Origin of the sequence: Bradyrhizobium yuanmingense (assembly GCF_900094575.1) — a bacterium.
GTDB lineage: Bacteria > Pseudomonadota > Alphaproteobacteria > Rhizobiales > Xanthobacteraceae > Bradyrhizobium > Bradyrhizobium yuanmingense.
This window is the reverse complement of record NZ_FMAE01000003.1, coordinates 339,490-360,535: the sequence shown is the minus strand read 5'-3', so window position 1 is coordinate 360,535 and position 21,046 is coordinate 339,490. Positions and strand designations below refer to the sequence as shown.

17 protein-coding genes are annotated in these 21,046 nt (G+C 63.9%); 7 read left to right on the top strand and 10 right to left on the bottom strand.

Features of this window, described 5'->3' with window-relative positions; all coding sequences use genetic code 11:
- Positions 1 to 7: 7 nt before the first annotated feature.
- From GA0061099_RS11385 to GA0061099_RS11360, 6 genes are all read right to left on the bottom strand, one after another.
- The gene (locus GA0061099_RS11385; protein WP_036021581.1) at positions 8 to 1,645 is read right to left on the bottom strand and encodes an ABC transporter ATP-binding protein; all 1,638 of its coding nucleotides are present in this window, start codon (positions 1,643 to 1,645) and stop codon (positions 8 to 10) included.
- A 4-nt stretch (positions 1,646 to 1,649) separates the two neighbouring features.
- The gene (locus tag GA0061099_RS11380; protein WP_036021579.1) at positions 1,650 to 2,828 is read right to left on the bottom strand and encodes an ABC transporter permease; all 1,179 of its coding nucleotides are present in this window, start codon (positions 2,826 to 2,828) and stop codon (positions 1,650 to 1,652) included.
- A complete protein-coding gene (locus tag GA0061099_RS11375; RefSeq protein ID WP_035998032.1) occupies positions 2,828 to 3,937 on the bottom strand; it encodes a microcin C ABC transporter permease YejB in 1,110 nt (369 codons plus the stop codon). The genes GA0061099_RS11380 and GA0061099_RS11375 overlap by 1 nt, the downstream gene beginning before the upstream one ends.
- Before the next feature lie 2 nt (positions 3,938 to 3,939).
- Positions 3,940 to 5,826 carry an extracellular solute-binding protein gene (locus GA0061099_RS11370; RefSeq protein WP_036021593.1) on the bottom strand — a complete coding sequence of 629 codons (1,887 nt, stop codon included), beginning with the start codon at positions 5,824 to 5,826 and terminating at the stop codon, positions 3,940 to 3,942.
- A 14-nt stretch (positions 5,827 to 5,840) separates the two neighbouring features.
- A complete protein-coding gene (locus tag GA0061099_RS11365) occupies positions 5,841 to 7,754 on the bottom strand; it encodes an extracellular solute-binding protein (RefSeq protein WP_036021576.1) in 1,914 nt (637 codons plus the stop codon).
- 209 nt (positions 7,755 to 7,963) lie between these two features.
- Entirely contained in the window at positions 7,964 to 8,515 is a 552-nt protein-coding gene (locus GA0061099_RS11360) for a c-type cytochrome (protein ID WP_035998026.1), read from the bottom strand.
- Between the two features lie 231 nt (positions 8,516 to 8,746).
- Between GA0061099_RS11360 and GA0061099_RS11355 the strand changes: the two genes are divergently transcribed.
- On the top strand, positions 8,747 to 9,487 hold the full coding sequence (locus tag GA0061099_RS11355) for a 3-deoxy-manno-octulosonate cytidylyltransferase (RefSeq protein WP_035998024.1): 741 nt from the start codon (positions 8,747 to 8,749) through the stop codon (positions 9,485 to 9,487).
- 21 nt (positions 9,488 to 9,508) lie between these two features.
- Complete coding sequence (locus GA0061099_RS11350) at positions 9,509 to 10,366, top strand: prephenate dehydratase (RefSeq protein ID WP_035998021.1); 858 nt, start codon at positions 9,509 to 9,511, stop codon at positions 10,364 to 10,366.
- Positions 10,367 to 10,550: 184 nt separating this feature from the next.
- Here GA0061099_RS11350 and GA0061099_RS11345 read toward each other — a convergent pair whose 3' ends face one another.
- Entirely contained in the window at positions 10,551 to 11,564 is a 1,014-nt protein-coding gene (locus GA0061099_RS11345) for an LLM class flavin-dependent oxidoreductase (RefSeq protein WP_036021573.1), read from the bottom strand.
- Positions 11,565 to 11,938: 374 nt separating this feature from the next.
- Between GA0061099_RS11345 and metF the strand changes: the two genes are divergently transcribed.
- Together metF and metH are read left to right on the top strand one after the other, a co-directional pair.
- Positions 11,939 to 12,859 (top strand): methylenetetrahydrofolate reductase [NAD(P)H], encoded by a 921-nt coding sequence (gene metF, locus GA0061099_RS11340; protein ID WP_036021570.1) that lies wholly within the window; start codon positions 11,939 to 11,941, stop codon positions 12,857 to 12,859.
- 6 nt (positions 12,860 to 12,865) lie between these two features.
- On the top strand, positions 12,866 to 16,708 hold the full coding sequence (gene metH / locus GA0061099_RS11335; RefSeq protein ID WP_074447689.1) for a methionine synthase: 3,843 nt from the start codon (positions 12,866 to 12,868) through the stop codon (positions 16,706 to 16,708).
- Positions 16,709 to 16,990: 282 nt separating this feature from the next.
- Here the strand turns inward: metH and GA0061099_RS11330 are convergent, their stop codons facing one another.
- Together GA0061099_RS11330 and GA0061099_RS11325 are read right to left on the bottom strand one after the other, a co-directional pair.
- Positions 16,991 to 17,620: a glutathione S-transferase family protein gene (locus GA0061099_RS11330; protein WP_036021544.1), complete on the bottom strand. Its 630-nt coding sequence runs from the start codon at positions 17,618 to 17,620 to the stop codon at positions 16,991 to 16,993.
- 130 nt (positions 17,621 to 17,750) lie between these two features.
- The gene (locus GA0061099_RS11325; protein ID WP_036021541.1) at positions 17,751 to 18,053 is read right to left on the bottom strand and encodes an ArsR/SmtB family transcription factor; all 303 of its coding nucleotides are present in this window, start codon (positions 18,051 to 18,053) and stop codon (positions 17,751 to 17,753) included.
- A gap of 27 nt (positions 18,054 to 18,080) precedes the next feature.
- Between GA0061099_RS11325 and GA0061099_RS11320 the strand changes: the two genes are divergently transcribed.
- The 3 genes from GA0061099_RS11320 to GA0061099_RS11310 are packed head-to-tail and all read left to right on the top strand — an operon-like array spanning position 18,081 to position 20,094.
- The gene (locus GA0061099_RS11320) at positions 18,081 to 19,064 is read left to right on the top strand and encodes a threonine/serine dehydratase (protein ID WP_036021537.1); all 984 of its coding nucleotides are present in this window, start codon (positions 18,081 to 18,083) and stop codon (positions 19,062 to 19,064) included.
- 11 nt (positions 19,065 to 19,075) lie between these two features.
- Positions 19,076 to 19,495 (top strand): DUF6636 domain-containing protein, encoded by a 420-nt coding sequence (locus GA0061099_RS11315; RefSeq protein WP_036021536.1) that lies wholly within the window; start codon positions 19,076 to 19,078, stop codon positions 19,493 to 19,495.
- Positions 19,492 to 20,094: a hypothetical protein gene (locus tag GA0061099_RS11310; protein ID WP_036021535.1), complete on the top strand. Its 603-nt coding sequence runs from the start codon at positions 19,492 to 19,494 to the stop codon at positions 20,092 to 20,094. The genes GA0061099_RS11315 and GA0061099_RS11310 overlap by 4 nt, the downstream gene beginning before the upstream one ends.
- A gap of 185 nt (positions 20,095 to 20,279) precedes the next feature.
- Here GA0061099_RS11310 and GA0061099_RS11305 read toward each other — a convergent pair whose 3' ends face one another.
- Positions 20,280 to 20,873 carry a GNAT family N-acetyltransferase gene (locus GA0061099_RS11305; RefSeq protein ID WP_036021534.1) on the bottom strand — a complete coding sequence of 198 codons (594 nt, stop codon included), beginning with the start codon at positions 20,871 to 20,873 and terminating at the stop codon, positions 20,280 to 20,282.
- Between the last annotated feature and the right edge of the window lie 173 nt (positions 20,874 to 21,046).

Below are 21,046 nucleotides of genomic sequence, written 5' to 3'. Positions count from 1 at the left end.
CGGAGCGCTACGTCGCCACCGCCCCGTTCCCGGCCGTCTCCAGCCGGAACGCGGCCGCGAACAGCGCTCGGGTGTAATCCGTCTTCGGATTCCTGAACAATTCGGCCGCCTGCCCCTCCTCGACCACCTTGCCGCCGCGCATCACGATGAGGTGGCTGGCGAGCGAGGCGACGACACGCAAATCGTGCGAAATGAACATGTAGGTGAGCTCGCGCTTGCGCTGGAGCTCGCGCAACAGATCGACCATCTGCGCCTGGAACAGCATGTCGAGCGCGCTGGTCGGCTCGTCCAGCACGACGAAATCAGGCTCCAGCACGATCGCGCGCGCGATCGAGATGCGCTGACGCTGGCCGCCGGAGAATTCGTGCGGATAGCGGAAGCGCGTCTCCGGATTGAGTCCGACATCCTCGAGTGCCTTAACCACGCGCGCCTCGCGTTCCTCGCGCGAGAGCGCCGGCTGATGCACGGACAGGCCCTCGGCGATGATGTCGGCGACCGACATGCGCGGTGAGAGCGAGCCGAACGGATCCTGAAACACGATCTGCATGTCGCGCCGGAAGGGACGCATCTCCTTGAAGCGCAGGCCCTGGATGTCGTTCCCTAAGAACACGATGCGTCCGTTCGAGGAGATCAGCCGCAGCAGCGCCAGCCCCAGCGTGGTCTTGCCCGAGCCGGATTCGCCGACCACGCCGAGCGTCTCGCCCTTGCGTACGGCGACACTGACCCCATCGACCGCCTTGATGTGACCGACCGTTTTGCGCATCAGGCCGCGCTTGATCGGGAACCAGACTTTTAGGTCATTGGCCGACATCACCACCGGCGCATTCGGCTGCGGCGGCGCCGGATCGGGCTTGGGCTCCGCCGCGAGCAGGTCGCGTGTATAGGGATGTTTCGGGGTCTTGAAGACCTGCTCGACCGGACCCTGCTCGACGATCACGCCCCCCTTCATGACACAGACGGTGTCGGCAATGCGGCGCACGATGCCGAGATCGTGGGTGATGAACAGCAGGCTCATGCCGAGCCGCGCGCGGATCTCGGCGAGCAGCGCCAGGATCTGCGCCTGCACGGTGACGTCGAGCGCCGTGGTCGGCTCGTCCGCGATCAGAAGGTCCGGCTCGTTGGCGAGCGCCATCGCGATCATCACACGCTGGCGCTGGCCGCCGGAGAGCTGGTGCGGATAGCTGTTCAGCCGCGTCTCTGGATCGGGAATGCCGACCTGGGTCAAGAGCTCCAGCGTCCGCTTGCGGGCCTGCGCATTGCTGGTCGGATTGTGCAGCTGGATGATCTCGCCGATCTGCGCCTCGATCGTGTGCAGCGGATTGAGCGAGGTCATCGGCTCCTGGAAGATGATGGAGATGTCGCTGCCCCTGATCTCCCGCATCTGCTGCTCGGACTGGTCGATCAACTCCTGGCCCTTGAAGCGGATGCTGCCGGAGGGATGGGAGGCATTCGGATACGGCAGCAGCTTCAGGATCGAGAGTGCGCTGACCGACTTGCCGGAGCCGGACTCGCCGACCAGCGCGACGCATTCGCCGCGCTTGATCTGGAACGAGACCTTGTCGACCGCGAGCGTGGTGGCGCCGCCCTGGTGAAAGGCCACCGAGAGGTCGCGAACGGCGAGCAGGGGCTGGTTGATCGCATCCATGGCCTTACCTGAACGTCTTGCGCGGGTCGAAGGCGTCGCGCACGGCTTCACCGATGAAGATCAACAGCGAGAGCATGATCGCGACCGAGAAGAAGCCGGAGAAGCCGAGCCACGGTGCCTGCACATTGGCCTTGGCCTGCGAGAGCAATTCGCCGAGCGAGGGCGATCCCGGTGGCAGGCCGAAGCCGAGGAAATCGAGCGCCGTCAGCGTCATCACCGAGCTCGATACGATGAACGGCAGGAACGTCATGGTCGCGACCATCGCGTTCGGCAGCAGGTGGCGGAACATGATCAGAGGATTGGAGACGCCGAGCGCACGTGCCGCCTGGACGTATTCGAAATTGCGCCCGCGCAGGAATTCGGCCCGCACGAGGCCAACCAGCGAGACCCAGGAGAACAGCAGCAAGATGCCGAGTAGCACGAAGAAACCGGGCACCAGCACCGAGGACAGGATCAGGAGAAGATACAGCGATGGAATCGCGGTCCAGATCTCGATAAAGCGCTGGAAGATCAGATCGACCCAACCGCCGAAATAGCCCTGCACCGCACCCGCCGCGATGCCGATGACCGACGAAACGATGGTGAGGCAAAGGCCGAACAGCACCGAGATGCGGAAGCCGTAGATCAGCCGCGCCACCACGTCGCGGCCCTGATCGTCGGTGCCGAGCCAATTGTATTCGAGATCGCGGCAGCTCTTCAGTCCCTTCTTCTCCACCACCGGCTTGCACTGCTTCTCCGTCAGCATCCAGGTCGGCGGCGACGGCGCCGGCGTCGGCAGATCGAGATTGTGGGTATCGTAGGAGTAACGGATCAGCGGCCAGACGATGCTGCCGCCCTTCTCCTTGATCAGCTTCTGCAAGTAGGGGTCACGATAGTCGGCCGCCGTCTCGAAATCGCCGCCGAACGTCGTCTCCGAATAGGTGACGAAAGCCGGCCAATAGAGACGGCCATCGAACTTGATCAGGAAAGGCCGATCGTTCGCGATCAGCTCGGCGAACAGCGAAATCACGAACAGGCCGATGAAGATCCAGAACGACCAGTAGCCGCGGTGGTTCGCCTTGAAGTTCTGCCACCGCCGCCGGTTAAGCGGCGATGGAGCGAACGGCTTGCGCGTGATCGGAACGGCATCGCCGAGCGGCGACTTCGCTGTGGTCTCAATCGGCGTCGGCGCGGTGATCGTCATCAGACCTCCCGCGCTTCGAAATCGATCCGGGGGTCGATCCACATATAGGTCAGGTCGGAGATCAGGTTGATCACGAGGCCGACCAGCGAGAAGATGTAGAGCGTGCCGAACACCACGGGATAATCGCGATTGAGCACGCTCTCGAAGCTGAGCAGTCCGAGCCCGTCCAGCGAGAAGATGGTCTCGATCAGCAGCGAGCCGGAAAAGAAGGCGTGGATGAAAGTGCCGGGGAAGCCGGCGATCACGATCAGCATCGCGTTGCGGAAGACGTGGCCATAGAGCACCCGGTTCTCGCTGCAGCCCTTGGCGCGGGCGGTCATGACGTATTGCTTGCGGATCTCATCCAGGAACGAGTTCTTGGTCAGGAACGTCATGGTGGTGAAGGCACCTAGCCCCATGGCGATCAGCGGCAACGTCAGATGCCAGAAATAATCGATGATCTTCCAATACCAGGGAAACTGCGACCAGCCGTCCGAGGTCAGTCCGCGCAGCGGGAACCAGTTGAAGAAGGAGCCGCCGGCAAACAGGATGATGAGGAGAATGGCGAACAGAAAACCGGGGATGGCATAGCCGAGCACGAGCACCGTCGAGGTCCAGGTGTCGAACCGCGCCCCGTCGTTCACGGCCTTGCGAATGCCGAGCGGGATCGAGATCAGGTAGGTCAGAAGTGTTAGCCAGAGGCCAAGCGAGATCGAGACCGGCAGCTTTTCCTTGATGAGCTGCAGAACGCTGACGTCGCGAAAATAGCTCTTGCCGAAATCGAAGCGGGCGAAGTTCCACACCATCAGCAGGAAGCGTTCCGGCGCCGGCTTGTCGAAGCCGAACTGCACTTCCAGCTTCTTGATGAAATCGGGGTCGAGGCCCTGCGCGCCGCGATATTTCGAGTTGACGGAATCGCCGCCCGCACCGACCTGTCCCGGCGCGCGCTGCGCAAAATCGCTGCCGCCCGATATGCGCGAGGTGCCGCCGGTGTCGGCGCCCGAGAGCTGCGCGATCACGCGTTCAACCGGGCCGCCCGGCGCGAATTGCACCACGACGAAGGACACGAAGAGGATCCCAAGCAGGGTCGGAATCATTAGCAGGAGGCGGCGGGCGATATAGGCGCTCATGGCTATTTTGCCTGCTCGAGCTTGGCCGCCTTGGCGGGCTCATACCACCAGATGTCGGGCGCGCCGACGCCGTTGGCATAGCGCGGCAGCTTCGGCGGATGTCCGAACTGATCCCAATAAGCCAGCCGGTGCGTCTTGTTGTACCATTGCGGCACCCAATACCGGCCGGCGCGGAACAGGCGATCGAAGGCGCGGCAGGCGACGGTCAGGTCTTCGCGGCTGTCGGCCGCCATGATCTTCTCGATCATGGCGTCGATCGCCGGACTGGCGACGCCAGCCAGATTGTACGAGCCCTTGGTGTTTGCGACCTGCGAGGAGAAGAACGCGCGCATGGCATCGCCTGGCGTCGCCGACATGCTGAAGCGCTGGATGGTCATGTCGAAATCGAAATCTTCCTGCCGGGCTTTGTGCTGTACGGCATCGACGAGGCGCACGCTCGCTTCGATGCCGAGCGTCGCGAGATTCTTGATGTAAGGCGCGTGGTGCGGCTGGAACGAGGGCTCATCCAGCAGGAACTCGATCTTGAATGATTCGCCGTTCGGCAGCACCCGCTTGCCGTCCTTGATGGGCACGCCGGCCTCGGTCAGCAATTGCTGCGCCTTGCGGAGCAGGCTGCGGTCCTGTCCGGAGCCGTCGGAGGCCGGCGGCGTGAACGGCGCCGCGAACACCTCGTCAGGAACCTGGCCGCGAAACGGCTCCAGCAGCTTCAGCTCTTCCGGCGAAGGCGGCGCATTGCCGGCCATCAGGTCCGAGTTCTGGAACGGCGACACCGTACGAGCGTAAGCGCCGTACATGATTGTCTTGTTGGTCCATTCGAAATCGAAAGCGTTGATCAGGGCCTCGCGCACGCGGGGGTCTTTGAATTTGTCGCGCCGCGTATTGATGAACCAGCCTTGCGCACCGGAGGGCGTATCGTCGGGCACGACCTCCATCTTGACTCGGCCTTCCTTCACCGCGGGGAAGTCATAGCGCGTCGCCCAGATGCGCGAAGTGAACTCCTCGCGATAAAGATAGCTCTTGCCGGTAAAGCCCTCGAAGGCGACGTCGCGGTCGCGATAGAATTCATAGCGGACGACATCGAAATTATAGCTGCCGCGGCAGGGCGGCAGATCAGCGGCCCACCAGTCCTTCACGCGCTCGAACTCGATGTAGCGATTGACCTCGAACCTGCCGACCCTGTACGGGCCCGAGCCGAGCGGAATCTCCAGCGACGATTCATCGAACGGGCGGGAGGCGTAGTACGCCTTCGAGAAGATCGGCAGGCTGGCGACATAGAGCGGCACGTCGCGTGCACGCCCCTTGGCGAAGGTGACGACGAGCGTCGCATCGTCGAAGGCTTCGGCACTGACCATGTCGCGCATCTGCACGGTGATCAGCGGATGCCCCTTGGTCTTCAGAGTCGTCAGCGAATAGGCTGCATCGTGGGCGGTGAGCCTGGTCCCGTCGTGGAATTTCGCCTCGGGTCGCATCGCGAAGCGGTAGACCAGCTTGTCCGGCGATATCTGCACGGATTTGGCCGCCAACCCGTACATTGCGTCGGGCTCGTCAGCTGCGCGGATCATCAGCGGCGAGAACGTCATACCCATACCTTGTGCGCCGTCGCCTTTCAGGATGAAGGCGTTGAGCGAGTTGAAGGTCTGGTAGGACTGATTGTAGGCCCGCACCGACGGGATTAGCGAGAACGTGCCGCCTTTCGGCGCGTCGACATTGACGTAATCGAAATGACGGAAGTCGGCGGGATATTTGAGATCGCCGAATGCCGACATGCCGTGCGCCTCGGTCGCCGCTTCCGATGCTCGCGCGCTGCGCAGCAGCGGCGCGCCGACGGACGCCCCGAGGGCGCCGCCAACACCCAGGACCAGCACATGGCGGCGTGACATCTGCGTCATGCGGGGATTGTCCTTCACGATTTCTTTGCGATCCGTGCCGCCTTGTCTGCGTCGTACCACCAGATGAACGGGAAGCCGGACAGACCATACCTGGGCAATTCCGTCGGCCGGCCGAAGCGATCCCAGCGCGCGGTGCGCACCTTGTTGTAGGTCCATTGCGGCACGACGTAGTGATTCCACAGCAACACGCGGTCGAGGGCCTTGGTGGCCGCGACGAGATCGTCGCGATCAGTGGCGTAGATCACCCGCTCGATCAGCTTGTCCACGGCCGGATTCTTGATACCGGCGATGTTGCGCGACCCGGCGATGTCGGCCGATTTGGAGGACCAAAACTCGCGCTGCTCGTTGCCCGGCGATTGCGACTCGCCCCAGGAGTTCGTCACGATGTCGAAGTCCCACTCGCGCGTCCTGTTCTCATACTGGGTCGGATCGACCGTCCGAACGCTCACCGCAATGCCGAGCCGCTCCAGCGACGGCTTGTAGAACAGCGTAATTCGTTCGAAGCTGGGATCCGAGTTGAGCAATTCCAGCGAGAACTGCGCACCGGTCTTGACGTCGACGAGCTTGCGATCTCGCACCTCGTAGCCGGCTTCCTTGAACAGGCGCAGCGCCTCACGCAAATTGTCGCGCACCGCCTCCGGATTACCCCCGACAGGATTGGTGTAGGGCGTCGTGAAGACCTCGGGCGGTACCTGGGCGCGGACGGTCTCGAGAATTTCGAGCTCCTTACCCTGCGGCAACCCCGTTGCCATCAGCTCCTCGATGCCGTCGAAATAGCTGCTGATGCGCTTGTACTGGCCGTAGAAGATCTGCTTGTTCATCTCCTCGAAGTCGAACGCGTAGTTGAGCGCACGACGCACGCGCGGATCGCTGAACTTGGCGCGGCGCAGGTTCGGCACGAAGGCCTGCATCACGCCCGAGCTGCGATTGACGAATTCCTCGAGGATCACCCGCTTTTCGGTCACGGCCGGGAAATCATAGGCGGTCGCCCAACTCTTCGCGCTGTTCTCGGTGCGCCAATCGACCTGGTCGGCCTTGAAGGCCTCGATCGCAACGGTGCCGTCGCGAAAATATTCGTAGCGCAGCTCATCGAAATTATTGCGGCCCACATTGATGGGAAGATCGCGGCCCCAATAGTCCTTGACGCGCTCCAGCGCGATCGAGCGTCCTGCGACGAATTCCTTGACCTTGTAAGGGCCCGAGCCGAGCGGCACTTCCAGCGTGGTGGTGGCGATATCGCGCTTGCGGCCCTGCGCGTCCGTCCCGTCCCACCAATGTTTCGGAAGGACGATCAGCTGTCCCACGATCAGCGGCAGCTCGCGGTTGCCGGGTGCGTCGAACACGAACTTCACGTCACGCTCGCCGACCTTCTCGGCCTTCACCACATGGCTGTAATAGGCCGAGTACATCGGATGGTTCTTCTTGAAGGAATCGAGCGAGAAGATCACGTCCTCCGGCGTAACAGGCTTGCCGTCATGCCATTTCGCCTGCGGGCGCAGGCGATAGGTGACGAAGGAAAAATCGTCGGGATGGCTGACCGCTTCGGCCAGCGCGCCGTATTCGGTCGAGACCTCGTCGAGCGACTGCGTCAGGAGCGATTCATAGATGAACGCGACGGCACCAGCGACCTGGCCCTTCACGCCCGAGACAACGATGTTGAAATTGTCGAACGTGCCGACGGCGATCTGGCGCGCGACACCGCCTTTGGGGGCGTCCGGATTGACGTAGTCGAAGCGCTTGAAGTCGGCGGGGTACTTGACCTTTCCGAACAGCGACAGCGCGTGGCGCCAAGGCAACCCGCCGGAAGGCAGCTCAGTTGCTGATTGCGCATGCGCCACGCCGACGGGAACGCCCGCGAGGGAGCCAAGGGCTGGAAGCGCTGCGGCTGCAGTGCCGGTGAGCAGGAGATCGCGTCGGGTAATGGCCAAATCAACATCCCTGTCTTGAAGGAGGCTACTCCTTTAAGTTCCCAATATAGGCGAGGTTTCGACCGAATATGTTGCTTTTTCCTCATCTTGGAAGCCCGGCCGGCCTATCGGATGCGGCCAAACGCCCCGATAACGTCGCCGCGAGGCCCGGATAAGGAAACGGCCAGACTTTTCAGCCTGGCCGTATTCGAGCGCCGGTTCTTGGGACCTTATTTTGACGCCGTCGGCAGCGGCTGAGGTTTCTCCGACTGCGAATTCAGATAGGCGATGATATCGGCACGCTCGGAATCCTTGGCAACACCGGCAAAGCCCATCGCGGTGCCCGGAATGAAGCCCTTCGGATTGGCGAGGAACTTGTTGAGGTCGTCGAAGCTCCAGTTGCCACCCTTAGCCTTGATGGCTGCCGAGAAGTTGAAGCCACCACGGCCCTGGCCCTTGGGCTCGCCAACGACGCCATAGAGGTTCGGACCGACCCGGTTCGGGCCGCCCTTCTCGAAGGTGTGGCAGGCGCCACACTTCTTGGCGGCCGCGGCGCCCTTCTCGACGGAGGCGGTTTGGAGCAGCTTTTCGATCGGTTCGGACGGTGCGGCGGCGGCGCCCTCCTTGCCGGAGCCGGCATCTTGCTTGACCGCGATCTCGAAGCCCGGCTTTTCCGGCATCTTGGGGGAGAACAGCGCACTCGCGGTGAAGCTCGTCACCAGCAGGAAGAGACAGGTACCGAACACGGCGCCGAGAATCTTGTTGAGTTCGAAAGAGTCCATTTCCGGCCAGGCCCCACCGCAAGAAGGAAACAGCGGCCCGGATGGCCGCAGGACGAGCCTCGGAGAATCAAACGTTCCTTATTGTTTCCCCGAGTTTTGCCATTGAGATATCGGTTTGCCCGGGGTCTGGCAACCCGTATAAGCGATCCGGCTTCAGGCCCGTCCCCACCCCATGTCCCGGTGCGGAAAACGCTCCGTTTTCAGGCTCTTGACCTCAGACCTTTGAACCCGATGATCGATCCCCGCATCCTGGTGCTGATCCCGGCTCGCATGGCCGCCACCCGTCTGCCCGGCAAGCCGCTCGCCGATATCGCGGGATTGCCGATGATCGTGCATGTGCTGCGCCGTGCCGAGGCCGCCGCAATCGGCAGGGTCGCGGTGGCCACCGACACCGACGAGATCGCCTCGGTCGTGACCGCCCATGGCGGCGAGGCCGTCATGACGCGCGGCGACCACCCCTCCGGCTCGGACCGTATCCACGAGGCCATGCAGAAGCTCGATCCCGAGGGCAAGGCCGAGATCGTGGTCAATGTCCAGGGGGATTTCCCGACCATCACGATCGACAACATCCGCGAGGTGCTGCCGCCGCTGCAAGACCCGGCCGTGGACATCGCGACGCTGGCCTCGCGGATCCACACCGAGGAAGAGGATCTCGCCCCAAGCGTGGTGAAGGCGATCGGAACCTCGGTTGGCGGCAGGCGGATGCGCGCACTTTATTTCACCCGCGCGACCGCCCCGACCGGCGACGGACCGCGTTACCACCATATCGGCCTCTATGCCTTTCGCCGCGCCGCGCTGGAGCGCTACGTCTCTCTTCCGCCGTCTCCGCTGGAATTGCAGGAGAAGCTCGAGCAGCTCCGGGCGCTTGAGGCCGGAATGCGCATCGATTTCACCATCGTCGACACCGTGCCCCGCGGGGTCGATACGCCGGCGGACCTCGAGACCGCGCGCAGCATCCTTTCCAAATCCTGAGCCGCTGCTACAAGGCCGAGCATGAGCAAGATGAAGATCGCATTCCAGGGCGAACCTGGCGCCAATTCCCACATCGCCATCGTCGAGGCCTATCCCGACGCCGAACCGATGCCCTGCGCCACATTCGAAGACGCGCTGTCGGCGATCTCGTCGGGCGAGGCCGATCTCGGCATGATCCCGATCGAGAATTCGGTCGCCGGCCGCGTCGCCGACATCCATCACCTCCTGCCGGCGTCCGGCCTCTTCATCGTCGGCGAATGGTTTCTGCCGGTCCGGCATCAGCTGATGGCCGTGAAGGGCACCAAACTCGAAGACATCAAGAGCGTCGAGAGCCATGTGCATGCGCTCGGCCAGTGCCGGCGCATCATCCGCAAGCTCGGCATCAAGCCGATCGTGCATGCCGATACCGCCGGCAGCGCCCGCGACATCTCGGAGCGCAAGGACAAGACGGTGGCCGCGATCGCCTCGCGCCTTGCTGCAAAGATCTACGGTCTCGACATCCTCGCCGAGGACATCGAGGACGAGGCCCACAACACCACTCGCTTCGTGGTGCTGGCGCGCGAGCCGAAATGGGCGCCCCAAGGCACCGGGCCGCTCGTCACGACTTTTGTGTTCCGGGTGCGCAATTTGCCGGCGGCGCTCTACAAGGCGCTCGGCGGCTTCGCCACCAACGGCGTCAACATGACCAAGCTCGAGAGCTACATGGTCGACGGCAATTTCTTCGCTACGCAGTTCTATGCCGACGTCGACGGCCATCCCGATGACAAGGGCCTCGCCTTCGCCATCGAGGAGCTGAAATTCTTCTCGCGCGAATTTCGCATCGTCGGGGTATATCCGGGCCATCCGTTCCGCGCCACGTTCAGCGAAGTGCAGGATTGATCCCTCACCCTCCCCTGGAGGGGTCCGGGAGAGCGCAGCTCGCCCGTGGGTCGCTCCCCATGGAGCGCAGCGCAATGCGTAGCGGGGTGGGTGACGGTCTCTCCACGTCGAATACTGCCCGAGTGGAGAGATCACCCCGCTCGCGCTGCGCGCAATCGACCCGCCCCCTCCAGGGGAGGGTAAGCTACCCCGCCGCTCTGAGCCCGAATGCCTCCGCCAATAGCGAATACGACTTCTTTCGCGCCGCGTGGTCATATACCGCCGTGATCACCATCAGCTCGTCCGGCTTGCTTGCGTAGATCAGCGGCTGCAGCTTCTTCTGCACCGTCGCGGGACTGCCGACGAACAGGCGCGAGCGGTTGCGCAGGATCGAGGTGCGCTCGGCGTCCGTATACGGATAGGCCATCGCCTCCTCGACGCTCGGCAGCGGCAGATATTGACCGCGGTCGCGGCGAAGACGGTTGAGGTCGAAGGACGAGGCGAGCCTTTCGGCCTCCTCGTCGGTATCGGCCGCAATGACGGCGACCGCGAGAATGGCATGTGGGCTCGCACGCCAGGCCGAGGGTTGAAAGCGATTGCGGTAATGCACCATCGCATCGATCGCGTCGTGGGACGCGAAATGATGGGCGAAGGCGAAGCCCATGCCGACCTGGGCGGCCAATTCCGAGGAATAATCGCTGGAGCCGAGCAGCCAGATAGGCGGCAGTCTGGTGTCGTCGGGCATTGCGACGACGTTGTTGTAGGGGTGCCCCGCGGGGAATTCGCGCGTCTCCCACAGGATCAACTCGTGCAGCCGCTCCAGGAAATCGTCGCCCTCGCGGCGGTCGAGCCGGCTCCTGAGCGCGTAAGCCGTCGCACCATCGGTGCCCGGCGCGCGGCCGAGACCGAGATCGATCCGGCCCGGAAATAGCGCCTCCAGCATCTTGAAGCGCTCAGCGACGACCAGCGGCGCATGGTTGGGCAGCATCACCCCGCCGGAACCGACGCGGAGGTGCTTCGTCACCGCCGCGATCTGGCCGATCATCAGGTCGGGCGCGGGGCTCGCGACGGAGGCGAGATTGTGATGCTCGGCGAGCCAGTAGCGGACATAGCCGAGGCCATCCACGTGACGCGCCAAATCGATGCTGTTGCGCAGCGCCGCGGCGGGCTTGGTGCCTGATGTGACGACGGAGAGGTCGAGGACGGAGAGCGGGATCATCGCGGCTTAAGGTAATCGAGGCGGTCGCGGCGACAATGGGCAGGCTGCGCAGGCCTGACGTGTACGGACGGGCTGGCACGCCAGCGGCTGGAGTTGGGACAACCGCCGCTACTTTGCAGACGATTCTGATCTGCCCACCAAGAAAACCGTTCATAAAAGATGGCTCACGAGAGATAATATCTGAAAATTCAACACATTATGTCATGCAGCGCGCTTCCCACCCAAAACATGATCCGCAAGAATGACCCGTCTAACTGCACCTGAATGGGCAACTTCCCATGCATGATGGGCTGTCGATCAAGGGGCCTTTGCCGTATTTTAGCTCTCCGAGGCTAGACCCCGATTGCCGGCCTGACATTGGAGTGAGTGGCGCCATGACTGACCTGACGACGCCTGCGACAGCCGACCGGCAGGACAGGCACCTGAAGCGGCCCGCGATCTCCTTCGAGTTCTTTCCGCCTAAGACGGAAGAGATGGAGCGCAATCTCTGGGAGACCATCAACCGGCTGGCCCCGCTCGAGCCGAAGTTCGTCTCGGTGACCTATGGCGCCGGCGGCTCGACCCGCGAGCGCACCCATTCGACCATCACGCGCATCCTGAAGGAGACCGCGCTGCTGCCCGCCGCGCATCTGACCTGCGTCGGTGCTTCGCGCGGCGAGATCGACGAGATCGTCGACCGCTATCACGAGGTCGGCGTCCGCCACATCGTGGCCTTGCGCGGCGATCCCGTCGGCGGCATCGGCACGCCCTATTCGAGCCATCCCGAGGGTTATCAGAGCTCGGCCGCGCTCGTCGCCGGCATCAAGAAGCGGCATGGCGACATCGAGGTCTCGGTCTCTGCCTATCCCGAGAAGCACCCCGAAGCGCGCGACTTCGATGCCGATATCGACACGCTCAAGGCCAAGGTCGATGCCGGCGCGACGCGTGCGATCACGCAGGTGTTCTTCGACAACGATCTCTACTTCCGTTACCTCGACCGCGTGCGTGCGCACGGCATCGACATCCCCGTAGTGCCGGGCATCATGCCCATGCACAATTTCAAGCAGGCGCGCAATTTCGTGACGCGTGCCGGCACCACGGTGCCGGACTGGTTCGCGGCGAAGTTCGAGGGCCTCGATGACGATGCCGAAACGCGCAAGCTGGTGGCCGCGACCGTTGCGGCCGGCCAGGTGCAGAAGCTCGCCAAGCACGGCGTCGACACCTTCCATTTCTACACCATGAACCGTGCCGATCTCGTGTTCGCGATCAGCCATTTGCTCGGCATTCGCGCCAAGAGCGCGCAGAAGGCGGCGTAAGAGAACATGACCGTGACCGTCTCTCCGAAGCGAACCGCCCTCCTCGCTGCCGCGCGCGAGCGCATTCTCGTGCTCGACGGCGCCATGGGCACGATGATCCAGAATCTGCAGCTCGACGAGAAAGCCTTCCGCGGCGAGCGCTTCAAGAACTTCCATCGCGACCTGCGCGGCAACAACGATTTGTTGATCCTGACCCAGCCGCAGGCGATCGAGGACATCCACGCCGCGTATTTGCGCGCCGGCGCCGACATCGTCGCGACCAACACGTTCTCGACGACCTCGATCGCGCAGGCCGATTACGACCTCACCGACATCGTCTACGAGATGGCGCGTGAAGGCGCCCGCCTCGCCGGCAATGCTGCACGGCGCGTCGAAGCCGAGGACGGCAAGCCGCGCTTCGTCGCCGGCGCCATCGGCCCCACCAACCGCACGGCCTCGATCTCGCCCGATGTTTCCAATCCCGGTTACCGCGCCGTCACCTTCGACGATCTGCGCAAGTCCTATGGCGAGCAGATCCGCGGGCTGATCGACGGCGGCGTCGACCTCCTGCTGGTCGAGACCATCTTCGACACACTCAACGCCAAGGCGGCGCTCTATGCGATCGCCGAGATCACCGAAGAGCTCGGCATCGACGTGCCCGTGATGGTGTCGGGCACCATCACCGACAAATCCGGCCGCCTGCTGTCGGGCCAGATGCCGGAAGCGTTCTGGAATTCGGTGCGGCACGCCAAGCCCATCACCATCGGCTTCAACTGCGCGCTCGGCGCGGAAGACCTGCGCGCGCATATCGCCGATATCGGCCGCGTCGCCGACACGCTGGTCTGCGCCTATCCCAATGCCGGCTTGCCGAACGAGTTCGGCCAGTATGACGAGACGCCCGAATACATGGCGCGGCTGATCGGCGAGTTCGCGCGTGATGGCCTCGTCAACATCGTCGGCGGCTGCTGCGGTACGACGCCGGACCATATCGCGGCGATTGCCGCGGCAGTGGCGCCGCACAAGCCGCGCATCGTGCCGGAGATCACCCCGCGCCTGCGGCTTTCCGGACTCGAGCCGTTCGTGCTGACCGACGCGATCCCCTTCGTCAACGTCGGCGAACGCACCAACGTCACCGGCTCGGCCCGCTTCCGCAAGCTGATCACCGCTGGCGACTACACCGCCGCGCTCCAGGTCGCGCGCGATCAGGTCGAGAACGGCGCCCAGATCATCGACGTCAACATGGACGAGGGCCTGCTCGATTCCGAAGCGGCGATGGTGACGTTCCTCAATCTCCTCGCCGCCGAGCCCGACATCGCGCGCGTGCCTGTGATGGTCGATTCCTCGAAATTCTCGGTGATCGAGGCCGGCCTGAAATGCGTGCAGGGCAAGCCGGTCGTCAACTCGATCTCGATGAAGGAAGGCGAGGAGAAGTTCATCCTTGAGGCCAAGATCGCCCGCCGCCACGGCGCGGCTGTGGTGGTCATGGCGTTCGACGAGGTCGGCCAGGCCGACACGTTCGCGCGCAAGACCGAGATCTGCAAGCGCGCCTACGACATCCTGGTGAACAAGGTCGACTTCCCGCCTGAGGACATCATCTTCGATCCGAACATCTTCGCGATCGCGACCGGCATCGAGGAGCACAACAATTACGGCGTCGACTTCATCGAGGCGACGCGCTGGATCCGCCAGAACCTGCCGGGCGCGCATGTCTCGGGCGGCGTCTCCAATTTGTCGTTCTCGTTCCGCGGCAACGAGCCGGTGCGCGAGGCCATGCACTCGGTGTTCCTGTATCACGCCATCAAGGCCGGGATGGACATGGGCATCGTCAATGCCGGACAGATGATCGTCTATGACGACATAGATCCCGAATTGCGCCAGACCTGCGAGGACGTCGTCCTCAACCGCGATCCCGGCGCGTCCGAGCGCCTGCTCGCTCTCGCCGAAAAATTCCGCGGCAAGAAGACCGAAGGCAAGGAAGCCGATCTCGCCTGGCGCGAATGGCCGGTGGAGAAGCGGCTGTCGCATTCGCTGGTGCACGGCATCACCGAGTTCATCGAGCAGGACACCGAGGAGGCCCGCAAGAAATCCTCGCGCCCGCTCGACGTCATCGAGGGCCCGCTGATGGCCGGCATGAACGTCGTCGGCGATCTCTTCGGCGACGGCAAGATGTTTTTGCCGCAGGTGGTGAAGTCCGCGCGCGTGATGAAGCAGGCCGTCGCTTACCTCATGCCGTTCATGGAGGAGGAGAAGGCGCGCAACCTTGCGAGCGGCATCGGCACCGACGGCTCCTCGTCCGCCGGCAAGATCGTGCTCGCGACGGTGAAGGGCGACGTCCACGACATCGGCAAGAACATCGTCGGCATCGTGCTCCAGTGCAACAATTTCGAGGTGATCGATCTTGGCGTGATGGTGCCGGCCGCAAAGATCGTCGAGACCGTGAAAGCTGAGAAGGCCGACATCGTCGGGCTGTCAGGCCTGATCACACCCTCGCTCGACGAGATGGCGTTCTTCGCCGGCGAGTTGCAGCGCGAAGGCTTGAGGCTGCCGCTCCTGATCGGCGGCGCCACCACCAGCCGCGTGCATACGGCCGTCAAGATCGACCCGAGCTATCGCGCCGGTCCCGTCGTGCATGTCAACGACGCCAGCCGCGCGGTCGGCGTCGCCTCCGCGCTGCTCTCGCCGGAGAAGCGCGAGGCCTATGCGGCCGAGGTGCGGGCCGAATACGCCAAGATCTCGGAGGCGCATCTGCGCGCGCAGGCCGACAAGAAGCGGCTGAAGCTCGCTGATGCCCGCGCCAACCGCGTGCCGGTCGATTTTGCCAAGAGCAAGCCGGTGAAGCCGACTTTCCTTGGCACCAAGAGCTTCGACGATTACGATCTCGCCGAGCTCGTCGACTGCATCGACTGGACGCCGTTCTTCCAGACCTGGGAGCTCGCCGGACGCTTCCCCGCCATCCTCGACGATTCCAAGGTCGGCGAGGTCGCGCGCTCGCTCTATGACGATGCGCGCAAGATGCTCGACACCATCGTCAAGGAGAAGTGGTTCCGGGCGCGCGCGACGATCGGCTTCTGGCCGGCGAACGCGCAAGGCGACGACATCGTGCTCTATGCCGACGATAACAGGACCAAGAGCATCGCGACGCTGCACACGCTGCGCCAGCAGCTGGAGAAGCGCGAGGGCCGCTTCAATGCGGCGCTGTCCGACTTCATCGCCCCTGCCGGCGTGCCCGATTACATCGGCGGCTTCGTCGTCACCGCAGGGATCGGCGAGGATGCCGTGGCTGACCGCTTCAAGATGGCGAACGACGACTACTCCTCGATCCTGTGCAAGGCGCTGGCCGACCGTCTCGCCGAGGCCTTTGCCGAACGCATGCACGCCCGCGTCCGCCGCGAGTTCTGGGCCTATGCACCGGATGAGGCGCTCTCCAACGAGGAGCTGATCCTGGAGAAGTACTCCGGAATCCGCCCCGCGCCCGGCTATCCCGCGCAGCCCGATCATACCGAGAAGGCGACGCTGTTCGAGCTGCTCGACGCGGAAGCCACCGCCGGGGTGAAGCTGACGGAGAGCTTTGCGATGTGGCCGGGCTCGTCCGTCTCCGGGCTCTATTTTGCCAGCCCCGAAAGCTATTATTTCGGCGTCGGCAAGATCGAGCGCGACCAGGTCGAGGACTACGCCGCGCGCAAGGGCATGAGCGTGGCCGAAGCCGAGCGCTGGCTCGCGCCGGTGCTGAACTACATCCCGTCGCAGGACAAGCCCTTCGCCGCCACGCCGGCGAACGACGAAATGCCGAAAGACCTCGCCTCGCATCCGCCGGGCTGCACCTGCGCGGTGCACTTGGTCTGGCAGAAGAAGCGCGCCGGCGCGGGGTAGACGCCGCCGAAACACAAACGTGAAAAACAACCCCATGCACAGTAGCGATGGGGTTGAAAAGGCTTGACGTTTTCGGACTTGCCGAAAACACGGTTGCGGCGTCGGGCAAAACAGGGGTATTATTGCATCATCGACTGCGGTGGCCGTCCGATACTCTCGCCAGGCCCCGCGCTGTCATTCCGGGGCGCGCCTCTTGGCGCGAGCCCGGAATCCATTGCTCCACATCATCCGCTGCACGGATTCCGGGCTCGCGCTTCGCGCGCCCCGGAATGACAGAGCGCTTCACCCCTTCGGCGGGGACAGCGGCTGCACGATCTCCTTGAACGGCGCCAGTGCCTCGCAACGCTCGCTATGGGCCGCGAGCGCCGGATAGCGCGCGGCATCGAACAGCTGCGGATGCGCTTCGCGGGTGAAGCGGACGACACAGGCGACGGCGACGTCGGCGTGGCCGATGCGGTCGCCCAGCCAATACGGCGTCGTCACCTTGGCGCGCTCGGCCTCGAGCACTTTCAGCACGTCCGCGATCTGCGCCTGGCAACGCTTGACCCACAGCGCGAGCTGCTCCTTCCGCAGCACGCGCTCGTAGAGCAGGCTCACCGCCTTGTCGCCGAGACCGGAGGCGAGCGCGCAGATGCGCAAATGCCTGCGCCGCTCGATGCCGCCGCGCGGCAGCATGGCCTTGTCCGCGCCGACGAGGTCATCGAGATAATCGAGGATGATCATGCTCTCGATCAGGGCCTCGCCGTCGTCGAGCACCAGCGTCGGCACGCGGCGGAGCGGATTGTACGGCGCGATCTTGTCGGCATCGCCGAAGGTCGACCATGGCCTGTGCTCGAAGGCGAGCCCGTAGAGCCGGAGCGCAATCGCGACGCGGCGGACGAAGGGGGAATCATATTGGCCGATCAGGAACATGGTTCTCGCTCTTCTCGATCATTGAACACGACAGGGCCGATCAGTCTCCACGACCAGCTCGGCGCGGCGCAACAAATATCTCGGAAACGGAGCATTGCGCCGGCTGCAACGACCCGCGACCGCCTTGCGCTCAAAGGCCGTCCTGGATCGAGCGCTTGATCGCGGCAATGGCGGTCTCGTTGCGCTTGTACATCGTCCACTGCTTGATCCGCTTGGCACGCACCAGCTTGGCCGCCGTCAGCACCCGCATGTGCTCGCTCAATGTCGGCGCGCTGACCCCGAGCTTTTCGGCGATCAGCAATCCGCAGACGCCGTCCTCGACCAGGTCGCCGTCTTCCTGCTCGCGAAAATGCTTCCGCGGATCCCGCAGCCATTCCAGGATCTGCAGGCGGCGTTCGTTGGCGAGCGCGCGCAAGGCGACGGCAAATTTCATTTAGCCATTTTGCTAATTACCTAATTGATGTCAACTCTCACTTGGGCTATCCTGGACGGCATCATGACAGCGACAATGGACATCACACGGGAGCGGATCGCGGCGACCGAGCCGGTCATCCGTCCGCATATCAGGCGCACGCCGCTGCTTCAGGCCGACCTCGCCGATTTCGGCCTACCGGCAGCGCCCGTTACCTTCAAGCTCGAGATGCTGCAGCATTCCGGATCGTTCAAGGCGCGCGGCGCCTTCGCCAATCTGTTGCTGCGGCAGGTGCCGCAGGCCGGTGTCGTCGCCGCATCCGGCGGCAATCACGGCGCCGCCGTTGCCTATGCCGCGCATCGCCTCGGCATTCCCGCCACGATCTTCGTGCCCGACATCACCTCGCCGGCCAAGGCCGAGCGGATCAGGACCTATGGCGCAAAGCTCGTGATCGCCGGCAGCCGCTATGCCGATGCGCTCGCCGCGAGCGAGGCGCGTGTCGCGCAGACCGGCGCGCTGGCCGTCCATGCCTACGATCAAGCCGAAACCCTGCTCGGCCAGGGCAGCGTCGGGCTGGAGCTTGAGCAGGATGCGCCCGGCATCGACACGCTGCTGGTGGCGGTCGGCGGCGGCGGGCTGATCGGCGGCATTGCGGCGTGGTACGGCGGCCGGACACGCATCGTCGCGGTCGAGCCGGAGCAATCGCCGACCCTTCACAAAGCGTTCGAGGCGGGCGCGCCGGTCGATGCGCCGGCCGGTGGCATCGCCGCCGACAGCCTGGCGCCGCGGCGCGTCGGCGAGCTGATGTTTCCGGTCGCGCGGGCCCATGTCGAGCGCGTCGTTCTGGTCAGCGACGATGCGATCCGGCAGGCCCAGTCCGCGCTGTGGTCGCACTTGCGCCTCGTGGCCGAGCCCGGCGGCGCAGCTGCATTTGCCGCGGTGCTCTCCGGCCGCTATCGTCCCTCGGCCGGCGAGCGCATCGCAGTTCTGGTCTGCGGGGCAAACACGACGGCGGTGACTTTCGAGAGCTGAGCGGGAATGACATGACGGCACGGCGCGGACTGATCCTGATGGCGATCCTGCTGCCGATGATCGGCGCCGCCCAATCCCAGGAGCGCCCGATCGGCTTTCTGACACCGTCGAAGAACATCGCCTGCCAGTTCTTCACCGACAACGGTCAGGGCGTCCTCCGCTGCGACATCATGAACATGGACGCGCGCCCGCGCCGGCCCGCCGATTGCGAGCTCGACTGGGGCCACGCCTTCGAGATGAGCGCGAAGGGCACTGCCGGCCGCATCTGCGCCGGCGACACCGTGATGGACCCCTCGCTGCCGGTGCTGGCCTATGGCGAGGTGTGGCAGCGCGGGGGATTCACCTGCCGGTCGGAGCAGACGGGATTGACGTGCTTCAATGCGATGCAGCGGGGGTTTTCGCTGGCAAGGGGGAGGCAGGAGGTGTTTTGAGGAAGCTCGACCAGAACGACAAGAATGCCGACCAGAAGCCATCGCTCAGTATCTTGGGCGTCTACTCGTTCAGCGCGGACAAGGCCGCCTATGCCCGCTTCATCCGGGAGCTGATCGATTCCCACGATCCGCCTAATTTCAGCGAAGAAGTTAAGGATATCCTCCGTAACGGCGGCAGGGGTGACGAGATCGTGCCGTTGACTCCTGAAGAGCGGCAGGATTGGGAAGGCGAGCTGCGTTTCTATATGGACGACGCCGCGGTTCTCGAGGTGCTGGTGAAGAATCCGGACCCACGATTTAATCCCCATGACTTTGCTCAGATTGACCCGTCCAACCCCAAGGACCACTCGGAGATGGCGTGGAACGAGATGTTCCTGACGGCAGACGGCGAGACGGAGATTGAGACCGACTACAAGCAAAGGCTGCCTGCGGCGAAGCAATATCGCGTGGTATTCGTCATCCATCGCTGGGTGCCTAGCCTCCCACTGCTTTCCAGCTACGGAGAGCTTCAGGCTCCTCCCGTGCAGCCGCTTCCGGAGCGATTATGGTGTCTTGCTTCCTATGACCTTCCGGAGCCGAGTGCTGGTGCAATCCAGTAGTCCGTAGCGCACAATCCGAATGGGTCGGCCCGTTACCCCATCCACGGCCGCCAATTGGAAGATTGACAGCAGCGCAGCACTCCGTCCTTAGCGCAGCGGAGCGATCCAGAATCTCTCCGTACAGACATTCTGGATTGCTTCGTCGCAAGGGCTCCTCGCAATGACGGTGAGGAGGCAGCCGCGCACTATTCGATGATCGGCACATGCTTCGCTGCATCGCGCGGTGCCGTACCGTCGAGGCGCGGATCATCGGCGATTTCGATCTGGCGGCGGAAGGGGCGGAAGCCGGAGCGCTGGTAGAAGGCGACGGCGGCGGGATGGTCGAGGGTGCAGGTATGGACCCAGACGCGGCGGACGTCGTGTGACCAGGCGCGCTCCAGCGCGCGGTTCATCAGGAAGCGGGCGGCGCCGGTGCCGATCAAGCTAGACGTGACGCCGAAATAAGTCAGCTCGCACTGGCCGGGCTCGCGGAAGTCGAGCTCGAACAGGCCTTCGTCTCGGCCGTCGAGGACGAGGGCATAGACCTCGATTCCAGGCGCATGGATGATCGCGGCGAGCTCGGCGTCGGTCATGCGCGCGCGCGAGAACCACAGCCAGCCCTCGCCGACGCGGCGGAAGAGATCGCGGTACCAGGGAAGCGCGGGGGCATCGACCTTGCGCAAGGTCCAGGCGCCGGGCGGATCATCGCGGCGCGCGGGCGGTGCAGTCATCTCCAGATGGGTGACGATTGCGGCGATCTTGCCGTTCGGGACGTCGGAATAGCCGTCGGGGACGATCATGCTTCGTTTCTTCTTTTGTTAGCGATTAGCGGGCGGCGCCGTTTGAGGCACCACAGCAGCGCCACACTCCGTCATTGCGAGCGCAGCGAAGCAATCCAGGATTTTTCCGCAGAGGCAGTCTGGATTGCTTCGTCGCAAGAGCTCCTCGCAATGACGGTGTAGAGGCGGTGGTG

Bases quoted from the DNA above. Each gene is read 5' to 3' on its own strand.
- GA0061099_RS11385 (WP_036021581.1), bottom strand. From the start codon at position 1,645: ATGGATGCGATCAACCAGCCCCTGCTCGCCGTTCGCGACCTCTCGGTG.
- GA0061099_RS11380 (WP_036021579.1), bottom strand. From the start codon at position 2,828: ATGACGATCACCGCGCCGACGCCGATTGAGACCACAGCGAAGTCGCCG.
- GA0061099_RS11375 (WP_035998032.1), bottom strand. From the start codon at position 3,937: ATGAGCGCCTATATCGCCCGCCGCCTCCTGCTAATGATTCCGACCCTG.
- GA0061099_RS11370 (WP_036021593.1), bottom strand. From the start codon at position 5,826: ATGACGCAGATGTCACGCCGCCATGTGCTGGTCCTGGGTGTTGGCGGC.
- GA0061099_RS11360 (WP_035998026.1), bottom strand. From the start codon at position 8,515: ATGGACTCTTTCGAACTCAACAAGATTCTCGGCGCCGTGTTCGGTACC.
- GA0061099_RS11355 (WP_035998024.1), top strand. From the start codon at position 8,747: ATGATCGATCCCCGCATCCTGGTGCTGATCCCGGCTCGCATGGCCGCC.
- GA0061099_RS11350 (WP_035998021.1), top strand. From the start codon at position 9,509: ATGAGCAAGATGAAGATCGCATTCCAGGGCGAACCTGGCGCCAATTCC.
- GA0061099_RS11345 (WP_036021573.1), bottom strand. From the start codon at position 11,564: ATGATCCCGCTCTCCGTCCTCGACCTCTCCGTCGTCACATCAGGCACC.
- metF (WP_036021570.1), top strand. From the start codon at position 11,939: ATGACTGACCTGACGACGCCTGCGACAGCCGACCGGCAGGACAGGCAC.
- metH (WP_074447689.1), top strand. From the start codon at position 12,866: ATGACCGTGACCGTCTCTCCGAAGCGAACCGCCCTCCTCGCTGCCGCG.
- GA0061099_RS11330 (WP_036021544.1), bottom strand. From the start codon at position 17,620: ATGTTCCTGATCGGCCAATATGATTCCCCCTTCGTCCGCCGCGTCGCG.
- GA0061099_RS11325 (WP_036021541.1), bottom strand. From the start codon at position 18,053: ATGAAATTTGCCGTCGCCTTGCGCGCGCTCGCCAACGAACGCCGCCTG.
- GA0061099_RS11320 (WP_036021537.1), top strand. From the start codon at position 18,081: ATGTCAACTCTCACTTGGGCTATCCTGGACGGCATCATGACAGCGACA.
- GA0061099_RS11315 (WP_036021536.1), top strand. From the start codon at position 19,076: ATGACGGCACGGCGCGGACTGATCCTGATGGCGATCCTGCTGCCGATG.
- GA0061099_RS11305 (WP_036021534.1), bottom strand. From the start codon at position 20,873: ATGATCGTCCCCGACGGCTATTCCGACGTCCCGAACGGCAAGATCGCC.